The 13,198-nt window shown below is 63.5% G+C and carries 10 protein-coding genes and 1 tRNA gene; 4 read left to right on the top strand and 7 right to left on the bottom strand.

The window, feature by feature from the left end; genetic code table 11:
* Positions 1 to 38: 38 nt before the first annotated feature.
* The 4 genes from sbcB to minC form a co-directional block, all read right to left on the bottom strand.
* Complete coding sequence (sbcB, locus tag ABGX75_RS05290; RefSeq protein ID WP_035413162.1) at positions 39 to 1,526, bottom strand: exodeoxyribonuclease I; 1,488 nt, start codon at positions 1,524 to 1,526, stop codon at positions 39 to 41.
* 72 nt (positions 1,527 to 1,598) lie between these two features.
* Positions 1,599 to 1,853, bottom strand: coding sequence for a cell division topological specificity factor MinE (minE, locus tag ABGX75_RS05285; RefSeq protein WP_011508315.1), 255 nt, complete (start codon positions 1,851 to 1,853; stop codon positions 1,599 to 1,601).
* Complete coding sequence (gene minD / locus ABGX75_RS05280; protein WP_011508316.1) at positions 1,850 to 2,668, bottom strand: septum site-determining protein MinD; 819 nt, start codon at positions 2,666 to 2,668, stop codon at positions 1,850 to 1,852. The genes minE and minD overlap by 4 nt, the downstream gene beginning before the upstream one ends.
* A 76-nt stretch (positions 2,669 to 2,744) precedes the next feature.
* Positions 2,745 to 3,473 (bottom strand): septum site-determining protein MinC, encoded by a 729-nt coding sequence (gene minC, locus ABGX75_RS05275; RefSeq protein WP_035413160.1) that lies wholly within the window; start codon positions 3,471 to 3,473, stop codon positions 2,745 to 2,747.
* Between the two features lie 308 nt (positions 3,474 to 3,781).
* Between minC and ABGX75_RS05270 the strand changes: the two genes are divergently transcribed.
* Positions 3,782 to 6,544 carry a DUF349 domain-containing protein gene (locus tag ABGX75_RS05270; protein WP_347411225.1) on the top strand — a complete coding sequence of 921 codons (2,763 nt, stop codon included), beginning with the start codon at positions 3,782 to 3,784 and terminating at the stop codon, positions 6,542 to 6,544.
* A gap of 53 nt (positions 6,545 to 6,597) precedes the next feature.
* On the opposite strand, the gene phbB is transcribed toward ABGX75_RS05270, so the two are convergent.
* Entirely contained in the window at positions 6,598 to 7,347 is a 750-nt protein-coding gene (phbB, locus tag ABGX75_RS05265) for an acetoacetyl-CoA reductase (protein WP_035413155.1), read from the bottom strand.
* A 170-nt stretch (positions 7,348 to 7,517) separates the two neighbouring features.
* On the opposite strand from phbB, the gene ABGX75_RS05260 reads away from it, so the two are divergent.
* Positions 7,518 to 7,594 (top strand) — tRNA-Met (locus ABGX75_RS05260).
* A gap of 116 nt (positions 7,595 to 7,710) precedes the next feature.
* On the opposite strand, the gene ABGX75_RS05255 is transcribed toward ABGX75_RS05260, so the two are convergent.
* On the bottom strand, positions 7,711 to 8,346 hold the full coding sequence (locus tag ABGX75_RS05255; RefSeq protein ID WP_347411224.1) for a response regulator transcription factor: 636 nt from the start codon (positions 8,344 to 8,346) through the stop codon (positions 7,711 to 7,713).
* 9 nt (positions 8,347 to 8,355) lie between these two features.
* Positions 8,356 to 9,081, bottom strand: a complete 726-nt coding sequence (locus ABGX75_RS05250) for a response regulator (RefSeq protein WP_347411223.1) — start codon at positions 9,079 to 9,081, stop codon at positions 8,356 to 8,358.
* 344 nt (positions 9,082 to 9,425) lie between these two features.
* Here ABGX75_RS05250 and ABGX75_RS05245 point away from each other — a divergent pair, with 344 nt between their 5' ends.
* Positions 9,426 to 10,877 carry an ATPase domain-containing protein gene (locus ABGX75_RS05245; protein ID WP_287124362.1) on the top strand — a complete coding sequence of 484 codons (1,452 nt, stop codon included), beginning with the start codon at positions 9,426 to 9,428 and terminating at the stop codon, positions 10,875 to 10,877.
* Complete coding sequence (locus tag ABGX75_RS05240; protein WP_347411222.1) at positions 10,864 to 13,197, top strand: EAL domain-containing protein; 2,334 nt, start codon at positions 10,864 to 10,866, stop codon at positions 13,195 to 13,197. The genes ABGX75_RS05245 and ABGX75_RS05240 overlap by 14 nt, the downstream gene beginning before the upstream one ends.
* Position 13,198 lies beyond the last annotated feature (1 nt).

Genomic DNA, 13,198 nt, shown 5'->3' with positions numbered 1-13,198 from the left:
TCGTCATGACGTGAGCGTCGCATCGCGACGAAATCGTGTCAGCCGAACGCCTGCGGCGGCATCATCGCCTCGACGTGCATGACCAGCTCTTCGAGCACCTGGCGCTGCGCGTCGTCCAGCGGCACCTGGTTGAGACGTTCGATCTCGCGCGCGAACCCCGTCAACGTCAGGCTGGCCACCTCGGCGTCGTTCATGCGCGCCCAGCGATAGGCCTCCCACTGCGCCTGCTCCTCGCTGCTCAGGGTGTCGGGATAGTTGCGCGCGCGCAGACGAAACAGCATTTCCTCCAGACGCGGATCCTGAAAGGCGAAGCTCGCCTCGGCCAGGTCCCAGGCCGGCATCTCGCGTGCGCGCTGCATCTCGCGCCGGTCCGCGGGCGAGAAAAAGCCCCCCGAATACAGCATCAGATCCGGGTCGCTGGGTGGTGCTCCGGGGCCCTCGGCGAATACTTCGGCAGCCTTGGCCGCCACGTCCGGCGCCGCCTGGAGCTGCTTCCAGTGGCGGCGGCAGGCTGCCATGTCCAGGCCCAGCCGGGCCACGAGGGCACCGTATTCGCCCCGCTGCGGACCATCGACGTCCTTGAGCGAGGCCGCCGGCATAATCACCGGACTCTTGTTGATGTGAATCACCTTGAGAGGAATGCGCGCCTCGCCCTCGGCCAGCTCATCGGCACTGGCGAACACCCGCTCGCGGATCTGCGCCGCCTCCATCGACAGCAGCGGCGAGGGATCCACCGACAGGTCATAGACGATCACCCCGTTGGGATTGCTGGGATGCTCGGCGAGCGGCACCACCAGGGCACTGCAGCCACGACTGGCGGGGTAACGCCGCGACACGTGCAGCATCGGCTTGCGCGCCTGGATGTCCAGCATCCTGGCCACCGTGCGCTTGTCGCGCAGCTTGAGCAGGTACTCGAACAACTGGGCGTTGCGGGCCTTGAGCAGACGCGCCAGCTCGATGGTCGCACGGACGTCGGCCAATGCATCGTGGGCACCGGCATGCTCGATGCCGTTGGCGGCGGTCAAGTCCTCGAGACGAAAGCTCGGCGCGCCGTCGTCGCGCGTCGGCCACTCGATGCCGTCGGGACGCAGGGCATGATAGGTACGCACCACATCGATCAGGTCCCATCGCGAGTTGCCGTTCTGCCATTCGCGCGAGTACGGATCGATGAAGTTGCGGTAGAAGAGATGACGGCTGACTTCGTCGTCGAAACGCAGCGTGTTGTAGCCCAGCGAGCAGGTGCCGGGGACGCTCATCTCGGCGTGGATGCGCGCGGCGAACTCGATCTCGGCCAGGCCACGACGGCGAGCCGCCTGGGGCGTGATGCCCGTGATCAGACAGGCCTGGGGATGAGGCAGGAAATCGTCCGCCGGCTTGCAATAGAACGTCATTGGTTCGCCGACGGGATTGAAGTCGCTGTCGGTGCGGATCGCGGCGAACTGCGCGGGGCGGTCGCGCCGAGGATCGGCACCGAAGGTCTCGTAATCATGCCAAAGAAAGGTCGGCTCGGTCTTGCCCTGCGCCATGGCCGCAGTCTCCCCCACTGCCAAAAGCGCTCAGCCTAGCATACCCGGCCGCCCGACTCAGCCGACGGGCTTTCACTCATCGCGCGGCAACGTGACGTTGAGCTCGAGCACCGAGCAATCGTTATCGCGGTCCAGACTGATGTTGATCGCATCCTGGTCCACCTGCACGTAGCGCCGAATCACCTCGAGCAGCTCTTTTTCCAGCATCGGCATGTAGTCGGGCTGATCGCGCTGTCCCCGCTGGTGCGCCACGATGATCTGAAGGCGCTCCTTGGCAACCGATGCCGACTTCTTGCGTTCGCGTTTCAGAAATTCGAGCAGTTTCACCGGCGGCCTCCTCCAAACATACGGGAGAGCAGTCCTTTCTTCTGGAATTCATGAAAGCGCAGCGGCACGTCTTCGCCGAGGAGCCGCGACACGGTGTCCGCATAGGCCTGACCCGCGTCGCTGTCCATGTCGTGCACCACGGGCACGCCCTGGTTGGACGCACGCAGCACCGCCTCGGATTCGGGGATCAGGCCCACCAGATTGATGGCCAGGATCTCGCGCACGTCGTCGAGCGTCAGCATGTCGCCCGAGGTCACGCGATTGGGGTCATAGCGGGTGATCAGCAAATGCTCCTTCACCGGCGGCTCGCTGCGTTCGGCGCGCCGCGTCTTGGACGCCAGCAAGCCCAGAATGCGGTCGGAATCGCGTACCGACGACACCTCGGGATTGGTCACCACGATGGCCTCGTCGGCGAAGTACATCGCCAACTGCGCACCGTGCTCGATACCCGCCGGCGAATCGCAGACGATGAAATCGTATTCCTGGGACAGGGCCTCGAGCACCTTTTCCACGCCATCGGCGGTCAGGGCCTCCTTGTCGCGCGTCTGAGACGCCGGCAGGATATGCAGGTTCTCGGTCCGCTTGTCGCGGATCAAGGCCTGGTTGAGGCCCGCCTCGCCCTGGATGACGTTGATCAGGTCATAGACCACGCGACGCTCGCACCCCATGATGAGGTCGAGGTTGCGAAGCCCCACGTCGAAATCGATCACGACGGTCTTGTTGCCACGCAGCGCCAGTCCCGTGGCGATGGCCGCTGCGCTGGTGGTTTTACCGACTCCGCCCTTGCCGGAGGTCACTACAATGATCTTGGCCAAGATGAGCTTCCTGTTGCTATTGAGTCGTTCGTACTAGCCATCCCCGCTGGCGCGACATGGCGCCCTGACATCCCGGCTAGCCGAGCGATGAAATGTTCAATTGGTCGTCGCGCAACTGTACCTGCACGGGCTGGCTCAACAGGCGCGGATCGATGTCTTCAAGGCGCTTGTAATTGCCGGCCAGCGACAGCAGCTCGGCGTGCAGTTCCTGGCAGAAGATACCCGCCTGACGATCGCCGTGAATGCCGCCGAGCGCCCGTCCGCGCAGCGGGCCATAGACATGCACGCTGCCGGCGGCGAGTACTTCGGCGCCGGGGTTGACCGCCCCCACGACGACCAGGTCGCCCTCGGGCGCGCTGATCTGCTGTCCCGAACGGACCGTGCCACGATAGATACGCCCCACGGTGGGCGACGCCGTCGCCTCGACCTCGGGAGACGGCGCGTCGGCGAGCGGCACTTCCTCCACCGCCCGTGGGCGCGCCTCCTGCGGCGGAAACCACCCCAGCCCCAGCGCCCAGGCGGACTGCTTCACGGGGTCGGTTCCGCCGCGCACCGCCACCGGCAGCAATTTATGCGCGCGGCACACGGCACAAATGCGCTCCAGCGCGAGATGCGGCTCATCGAGACGTTCTACGCTGAGGACCACCGGCGTATGTTGAAAGAACGCGGGCGACTGGCTCACCTTGCCGGCCAGTTGGGCGCGAATCTGCTCGGGGTCGGCGCTCGTCAGTTCCATGACCGTCATGGGCAGCATGCCACCCTTGAAGGTGAACGCCGATGCTGCCCGATCCATGTTGAGGCTCATGGCCGCACTCCACAGCTGATGTCTGGTGTAAGGATAAAGCTAAGCGAGGGTCGTGATGGCTGCAACTGATGATAAGACCAGCGCTACGCTGTTGTCAGGTGTCTCCACACACCGACGCCCTTGCCTTCGTCGTCTTTTCCCGGTATCGACGCGCATGCTTTGATAGGCTGTGGCAAACGATACTCAATCATACGACGTACTTCACTGACGTACTTTGCTAATATCGTAGCGAATGGGACGATAGGAGCGTCGTCGCATTCGCTTTGCCACGCATTCAATACGTCAAGAACAGGGATGCATGCCGGGTCATGTCTGGATTCTTCCGCCGTTTTTTCGCGCCACGCTGGCGACATCGCGACCCCCGCGTTCGCCACATGGCCATCGCCCAACTCGATAAGCGCAAGCCTGCCGACTACCAAGCCCTCGAACAATTGGCACGCGACGAGGATGCCACGGTCCGGCGCGAGGCACTCGCCCAGTTCGACGATCCCGCCTTGCTTCTTGCGTGGCTGGAGGCGCACGACAGTGCCGAACTCCGGGCCCGGCTCAGCCAGTTGCTGTGTGGCAGCGTCCCCGACGCTCCGCCCCTGAATCAGCGCCTCACCCTGGTCGACACGCTGGAAGACCATGACCTGCTCGTGACGCTCACCGAGGCGGGCGACAACCAGCAATTGCGCCTGGCCGCCCTGGCCCGGCTCGACGACGAAGCGGCCTTGATCCGCCAGGCCTGCGACAACGGCATCGCCGCGGTGCGTCACGCCGCCGCCGAACGCGTCACGAGCCACGCAGGACTGCAACGTCTGGCGCGCGAGGCGCGACGCGACAAGGCCGTCATCCGCCAGGCGCGCGAACGCCTGCAGCGCCTGCGGGCCGACGCCGAGGAAACCCAGGCCCAGCAAGCCGCCCGGCAACGCATTCTGGAGGCCCTGGAGGCACATGCACTGCATGCCTGGGAACCGCTCTACGGCGCCCGCTACCGCCACCTGATCCGCGAGTGGGAGGCACTCGGCGATACGCCCAGCGACGAGCAGGAGCGTCGTTTCCAGGAAGCCAGCCAGCGGTGCCACAAGACGCTCTCCGATCACGAGACCGAGGGACACGCCCAGCATCAGGCGCTGCAGCGGCAGGAAGAAGCCGCACATACCCGCGCCATCCTGGTCGAAGCCCTCGAGGACGCCGTTGCCAGCCTCGCCCAGGCCTCGAGCCTGACCCATCAGGACATCGACAGCCTGCGCGCTCAGCAGCGCCTGCATGGCGAGCGCTGGCTTGCGCTCTCCGATCACTATCCGCCGGATGACGACATCCAGGCCCGCTATGCCGCGGCACAAGCCGCCTGCCAGCGCGTCAACGATGCCTGGGATCGCGCCACGACCCATGCCAAGGCGCTCGAGGATGCCTTGCGCGACGATCATGCCGCCATCGACGCTTGCCTGGCACGCATCGACTGGCCCAACGATCTGCCGCCGACACCGCTGATTCAGGAGGCACGCCGGTTGCGTCAGGCCGAAACGGCCGACGGCGATGCGCCCGTCGACCTGGCGGCACTGCAGGAAGAGCTCGACGCACTCGAACATCACCTCGACCGCGGCACCCTGAAAACCGCCAGTCGCTCGTATCGACAATTGCGCCAGCGCCTCGACGCCCTGCCCAGAGCATCGCGCGGCGAGCTTGAAGCACGACTCAAGCGCCTCGGCGCGCGCCTGGCTGAGCTGCGCGATTGGCGAGGCTTCGTGGCGGGCCCCAAGCGCACCCAGCTCATCGACAGCATCGAGGCACTGGCCGAGGACGACACCCTGCCCGATGCCGACCGTGATCGCCGTCACCGGCAGTTGATCAAGGAGTGGGCGGCCCTCGGCGACGCCGCCGCCACCGCGGAGCTGTCGCAGCGCTTCCGGAGCGCATCGCAACGCATTCACGACGCGTTGGCCGACTGGTACCAACGCCGTGACGACGAACGCAAGCGCAATCTCGAAGCGCGCGAAGCGCTCTGCGAACAGCTGGAAGAGCTCATCGCGCATCCCGATTCCCGGGCCGACCCGGATATCCTGCGCCAGATCCGCGACCGCGCGCGGGAGCAGTGGCAACAGTTCTCTCCGGTGCCTCGCGAGCGGGCCAAGCCGCTCGGCCAACGCTTCGGCCGTGTACGTCACGAGCTGCAGGCGCTGATCGATCGCCGTGCCGGAGAAATCGGCGAGGCCAAGCGACAGTTGATCGCCGAGGCCGAAGCCCTGGTGGAAGCCGACATGCCCGCCACCCAACGCAGCGAAGATGCCAAGGCGCTGCAGGCGCGATGGCGCGCCCTGGGACGGGCCGCCAAGGGCGAGGAACAAATGCTGTGGCGCCAGTTCCGGGGGCTCTGCGATCGCATTTTTGCCGCACGCGAGGCCGAGCGTGAAAATCGCGCGCAACAAGCCCAGGCACGCCTGGACAGCATGCAGGCCCTGATCGATCGCTTCGATGCCTGGCAGCCCGAGCGGGCCAACGAGAGCGCCACGCTGGATGCAGGCATTCGCGAAGCCGAGGCGCTGGAGCCCCTGCCCGGTGGACGTCGCAGCGAAGGCATGCGCCGTCGCTGGCAGGGTATCGTGCGGACACGTCGGGAACGCCTCGTGCATTTGGCGCTCGCCGAACAGGCCGACCGTTGGCAGGTCTTGCGGCCCTTGGTCGACGCCCATGCCGCGGCGGACGCCAAGATGCTCCAGGGTGAAGACGCCGGGGACGTCGCCGCCCCCGAGGCCCTGCCGCGCGACTGGCAACAGGCCCATGCGGCGCGTAACGCATCACGCCGGGAAGGGACAACCGATACGGCAGAGCACCTGCTGGCGCGACTCGTCGTTCAGGTGGCGTTGCTCGCCGACGAACCGGTCGCGGCGGAGGACGAGCCACTACGCCTCGAGGTTCAGGTCGCGCGACTCAACAACGGCCTGGGACAGGCACCGCAACCCGATCAGGAACTCGCCGAGGTCTTGCGGCAGCTGTTGGCCACGGGCCCGGTGACGCCGACCGCCTGGACCACCCTGGTTGCGCGCTTCGACACGCTGTTCGACGCTCTCGCCCGTCGCGTGGCATAAACCTCAGTCACCGCTTTGCGGGCGCGGCCCGATGATACCGGGCCGCGCCCGCCTCAGCCCATGAACTGCCCGCCGTTGATGTCGAGGTTGGCACCGGTGATGAACCCCGACTCACGATCGGCCAGGAACACCACCGCGCGGGCAATCTCCTCGGGCTTGCCGAAACGCTTGACCGGGATGGTTTCCCGGATCGACTCACGGATCTTCTCGGGAATTGACATGATCATGTCGGTGGCGATGTATCCCGGCGACAGGGTATTGACGGTGATTCCCTTGGTCGCCGTTTCCTGGGCCAACGCCATGGTCAAGCCATGCATGCCCGCCTTGGCGGCAGAGTAATTGGCCTGACCGAACTGGCCCTTGCGACCATTGATCGACGAGATGTTGACGATACGCCCATAGCCCGCCTCGAGCATGTCCTCGATCACGCAACGGCAGGTATTGAAGACGCTGTTGAGGTTGCAGTCGATGACCTCGCGCCACTGCTGGGGAGACATCTTCTTGAGCGTGCTGTCGCGCGTGATGCCAGCGCAGTTGACCAGCAGTTCGACAGGGCCGTATTGACGACGAATGTCGTCGACGCCGGCATGACAGGCATCGAAGTCGGTCAGATTGATCCCTGCCAGGGCCAGGTTCTCGAAGCCCTCGTCGCGGCGTGCCGCCAGCCAGGCCTGGGCTTTTTCCCGATTGTGATAACTTGCCACGACGAAATAACCGGCCTCGGCCAGCGCCTGACAAATCGCGGTTCCAATGCCACCGGTACCGCCGGTGACCCACGCTACGGGTGCTGTCTGCGTCGTCATATCCATTCCCCAGGTAGTGTCGAAATGTGCCCGCCCCATGACGGAGTCACGTTGACTCGCCTCCTTGGCGCATGCCTCTCTTCAGTATGATCGAGTTTGGTCAGGCTGCACGCCCGAGTGAATCCGTGCTTGACCTATGCCATGAAAAACGTAGAATGCGTCTCAGCTGATGCGGGGTGGAGCAGCCTGGTAGCTCGTCGGGCTCATAACCCGAAGGTCGTCGGTTCAAATCCGGCCCCCGCTACCAAACAGACGAAAAGCGGTGTCCTCACGGACACCGCTTTTTTCGTTCTGGCATCTGCGTTCCCAGGTCTCGTTTCCCACATGCCGGCGAGGCAGGCTCCGGGCCACAGACGAGGTGTACTATGTCGGGAAAGGCACCAGCCCCAGGCGGATGGCTTCCTTCACCAACCCGGCACTGTTCTGCTTGCCCACGCGCCGCATGATTTCCCGGCGATGGGCCTCCACGGTCTTGACGCTCAAGTCCAGCTGCTCCGCGATCGTCCGGCTGCGGCAGCCATCCACGATAAGCTTGAGAATCTCCTGCTGGCGTCGAGTCAAAGCAGGCACGGGAGACGGTGCCTGTTCAGTGGCGGCGATGCCCGAGATGTCGATCCCCGGATAGAGCACGCGTCGATTCGCCGCCGCCTGACGGATGGCGGTCTCGAGCTCATTGACGGCAGCATTCTTGTGCACGAAGCCACAGGCACCGGCCTCCATCAGGCGCTCGACATAGCGGTCGCTGCGATAACTGGAGGTGACCAGAATATTGATGCCGGGTCGCATCGTCTTGAGCTGGAGAATCAGGTCCCAGTCCTGAACGGGAAGCAACGCGGCATCGATCAGGGCCACGTCCACGGGATGGATACGAGCGGCATCCAGAATCTCGTGTCCGCACGCCCCTTCCGCGACAACGTGAATGTCTTGAAAGGAATTGATGAGGTGAGCGAGAGCAGCGCGGACCAGCAAGTGATCTTCTGCGAGGAGGAGGTTGATCATGTCATCCGTTTATTCTTGTTCGTCCTTCCCGAGCCGTTCGCGACGATGGTGGGTAGTCCGGCTTGACCCTGGCGACAGAACGCCTTGAGAGACCGCGTCCTGCAGGGCCTCGCGACCGTTCCTTCCGTAAAGCCGAGCCAAACGCTCGATAGCGGTTTCGGCATCGCCGAGCGACGCGTCCAGCAGCTTGGCGACATGTTTCAACGACTTGCCTTCGCTAAGCAATTTTTCCGAGTAGTGATCATCAGTTGCCAGATCGTCACATCCGAAGGTGACATGTTCCGGGATAGCCGCTTCGGCCCATCCATCAGCAAGAATACTACGAAAAATGGAGGGGCAAAGAAACGTACCGCCTGACACGGCAAGCATCATAGCATCTTCCAAATCCTCTGACGTTGCTTTACCCAGAAGGAATCCGGATGCCCCCGTGGCAAGGACGCTTTCAATGGCGCCGAGACGTTCCGGAACGGAAAGCACGACGACCGGTATCTGACTGCAAAGGACGTCAATGCTCTCTTCTTGTCGAGCCGACAACTCGTAGTCAAGAAGTATGACATCCACCGGGGTGGCACGCATGACGTCCTGGATATCCCGTACGCTGGCTACCTCGCAGACCATGTCGATCCAGGGCCGCTCGCTCAGGAACATCTGCATGCCCTTGCGTACCAATAGACGATCATCAGCGATCAGGACCCGTAGAGAGCGACGAAGCTCTGTTTCTTTCAACGTTTCCATGCTCTGGGCACCTCCCGGTGTCAATGAATGATGGCTACTGCGTGGTACTGCCGCTGGTCGGGTTCCCCCGCCAAACGCCGAGCGGGACGCCTTGCAACTTATAGATAAAAACACTTACAGTCATGTTGCCACAAACCTATTTATCGGAGTGATTGGCGTAACATTCGGTTAATTTTTTAAGTATTTACATCTATAACTTCATATCAACCTCGAACGAATCGCCAGCGCCTGGCCATGTGTTCCTCGGCGGCACATCGTCCATGACGTGCCACGCTCAGGTGAATGAACGCCCCAGGGACAAGAAGCAGTAGGCGAGATCGGTCGTTGCATAGGGAGATCATGGCGTGAACGAGCCGCATGAAGAACGCATCAGCGTTGAGATCCCTGGGCTGGAAAGGATACTCAGAGGCGGGTTTCTGCCCGGACGCTCCTACCTGGTATCGGGTGGGCCGGGTACCGGGAAAACCACGCTGGGACTTCAGTACCTGGCCTCTTCGTCCGATGGAAACGGATTGCTGATCAGCCTCGGCGAGTCGGAACGCAATCTGCGTGCGGACGCCCACCGCATCGGCCTGTCCCTCGACGGCACCAGCGTGATCGACCTGTCCCCGGGAGCCGATGCCGAACCGGAGGCGGCGTACACACTGCTGGAGCCTTGGGAAGCGGAGGGCGTGGATATACGCTCGCGGATCGGCGCCCTGTTTCCCGATGGCCCTCCCGAGCGCGTATTCATCGACGCGCTGAGCCAATTGCGTCAGCTCATGCCGGATGCCTACCAATTCCGCAAACAGGTGATGGGGCTACTCGAATACCTCAACAGCGCCGGGACAACGGTGCTCTATACAGCAGAGCAAGGGTCCTCGGCGGATGCCGACCTGCGCTACCTCGGTGACGGTATCCTGGAGCTGGAGCATCGGGAGAACCGGCGCATATTGCGCGTTCTCAAGTTCCGAGGCTCCGGGTTTTCCGAGGGCGAGCACACGCTACGACTCGGCGATCATGGCATGCAGGTCTTCGAGCGCCTGATGCCTGGCGAGCACCGACGCACGTATGTGGCGGAAGAACTGCCTTGCGGCATCGGTGAACTGGACCGCCTCTCGGGCGGCGGCATCACACGCGGGACCGTCACCATCATTTCCGGTCCTACCGGAGTCGGCAAGACCTCGCTCGGGCTTCAATACATGCACGAGGCGGCGCGGCGCGGCGAACGATCCGTGGTCTACACGTTCGAAGAGAGCATCGGAACGCTGCGCACACGCTGTGAGGCGATCGGCATTCCCGTTTCGGACATGATGGAGAAAGGCTCGCTGAGCATCGATGAAGTCGAGCCGCTGCACTACTCACCGGATGAGTTCGCCTGGCGGGTCAGGACCGAGGTCGAGCAGCAAGGGGCCCGCATGGTCATGCTCGATAGCCTCGCGGGTTTTCGCCAATCCGTCAGGGGTGACGACATCACGGCGCACGCCCATGCGCTGTGTCATTACCTCTCCAACATGGGCGTCACGGTCCTGCTGGTGAATGAACAGTCGGCGATCGCGGGCGAGGAACTGCGCCCGTCGGAAGACGATATCAACTACCTGGCGGACACGATCGTTCTGCTGCGCTACATGGAACTGGACGGCGGGCTGCGCAAGGCCATCGGTATCCTGAAAAAACGCACGGGGGATTTCGAGAAGACATTGCGGGAGTTCCAGATAACCCGCGAGGGTCTGCGCGTCGGTGCACCGCTTTACGGCCTGCAGGGAATCCTGCAGGGAATCCCTTCCAAGATAGCGACCCTTGATGCCACCGAGTAGATTTCCTGCGCTTTTCTCCCAGCCGTCGGGGGAATCCCAGAACCTGCTGCATGTGCAGGTCGCGTTGAGAGCCCGCGCAGATCAACGATTGCTGGTGCGGACGCTGCGAGACGCCGGGTTGACGCCGGAAAGCGTGACTCTTCCGGATGGCAAGGCCGACCTGGTCATCGTGGACGCCTGGGCGTGGGAGCACTCCCGCGAGCGACTGCGAAGCGTTCGTGAAAACGCCTATCCGCTAGTGTTTCCGATCCTGGCGATTGCCGGCAAGGAAACGGCGTCCGCCGCCTGGGCCTATCGCGAACTCGGCGCCGACATCGACGACCTGTTGGAGCTGCCCACCTCCAGGGCCGTGCTGCTGTCCCGTGTGGGCAATTTGCTGCGCCTGCGCCGACTCTCTCTGACACAGGCCGACCACCACCGATCGACCCAGCAAAAGCTGAATGCCGTCAATCGCGCCCTGCAGACCCTGCATGCCTGCAACGAAATGATGGTGCGTGAATCCACGGAAGAGGGGCTGTTGCAATCCGTGTGCGAGGTCATCGCGCAATTTGAAGGATACGCGCTGGCCTGGGTCGGGTTTGCCGACGACAGCACGCAGAAGAAGGTGGCCAAATGCTACATTGCCGGGGACGCCGCCGATTACGCGCGCGCCATCGACGTGAATGCCGATGGCTCGCCACTGGGGCAGGGCCCCATCGGCAAGGCCATTGCGACCGGGAGCACCCAGATCGTTTCCGACATGGCTGCCGAGCCGTGCATGGCGCCCTGGAAAGAGCAGATCGCTGCCTGGGGGCTGGGCGCGGAGATCGCGCTGCCCTTGAATGTCTCGGTGGGATCGAGAGGTGTGCTGGCGGTTTATTCGCAACAGTCGGGAGACTTCGCCAGCGATGAACGGGCACTGCTCGAGCGCCTCGCCGACAACCTCGCCTTTGGTCTGGACCGCCTGCGACTGCAGAACGAGCGCAAGGCACAGAACCAGGAAATAAAACGACTCGCCTATGAGGACCCGGTGACCGGCATGGCGAACCGTCGCTCCTTGCTGGCCCGTCTGCATGAACTGGTGGGACGAGCCAACCATGAGCAGGCCGCGGCAATACTGTTCATCGATCTCGACGACTTCAAGCTGGTGAACGATGCCCTCGGGCACAAGGTCGGCGACCGCGTCCTCCAGAACGTCGCCTGGCGCATCAACAATACGCTGCGGGAAGGCGACCTGGTGGCACGCCAGGGAGGTGACGAATTCATCGTGGTCATGATGGACGACCCGCGATATTCGCCGTCAGTGGCGGAAGACGTCCGACAACGCCTGGCCCGGGGCGCCGAGGAGATGGCGCGGCGTATCAGCCGAACGCTGCGTCAGCCCTTCGAGATCAACGGATACGCCCATCGGCTCGGTGCCAGCATCGGCGTCAGCCTCTTTCCCTTTCTGAGCGACGACCCCGAGTCCGTCATCGACCAGGCCGACATGGCGATGTATGCCGCCAAGCGCTCGGGTCAGCACACGGTTTTCTTCTCGCCGGAGCTTGCCACCGACCGCCAGCAACGCCTGTCGCTGGAAACCAAGCTGAATCATGCGCTGGCAGAAGGCGAGCTGCAGTTGCATTACCAACCCGTCTGGGAACTCGACAGCGGCCGAATCGTAGCCGTGGAAGCGCTTCTGCGCTGGCAGGATGCCGAGGGCGAGATGATTTCCCCGGCGACGTTCATTCCCGTTGCCGAAGAAATCGGCTTGATGGGTGCTCTCAGCGAATGGGTCATCGACGAGGCGGCTCGACAGCTCGAATCCTGGCGCGGAACCGGGCTCGAACTCACCATGGGCGTCAACTTGTCGGTATCGCAGCTTCAAGGGGCTGACGCGGCGCGCAAGATCCATGATCAGGTGGTGTCTTCCGGCAGCGACCCGCAATGGTGGCTACTCGAGTTGACCGAAGAAGCCGTCATGCAGTCCCCCGAGGCCGTCATGGAGGCGATGCGCCTGCTCGACGGTGCCGGCTTCCGGCTGGCCCTGGATGACTTCGGACGGGGCTACTCATCGCTTGCACGCTTGCAGGCCATGCCACTGCACACCCTGAAAATCGACAAGCTGTTCGTCGACAGCCTGCGGGAAGATACGCCCGATGACCGGGTCGTGCGCACGGTGGTCGAACTGGCCCGGCAATTTTCCCTGCGTGTCGTGGCCGAAGGGATCGAGCATGCGGAACAGGCTCGACAATTGGCCGCGATGGGATGCAGCTTCGGACAAGGGTTCTGGGTCAGCCCCGCCGTGGCCGCCAGCGAGATCCCCAGCTTGATACGCCGGGCCGCGCCGCCCGCGCTCTGAA

The organism is Chromohalobacter sp. (assembly GCF_039830575.1).
GTDB classification, from domain to species: Bacteria; Pseudomonadota; Gammaproteobacteria; order Pseudomonadales; family Halomonadaceae; genus Chromohalobacter; species Chromohalobacter israelensis.
This window is presented reverse-complemented; position numbering and strand designations above follow the sequence as displayed.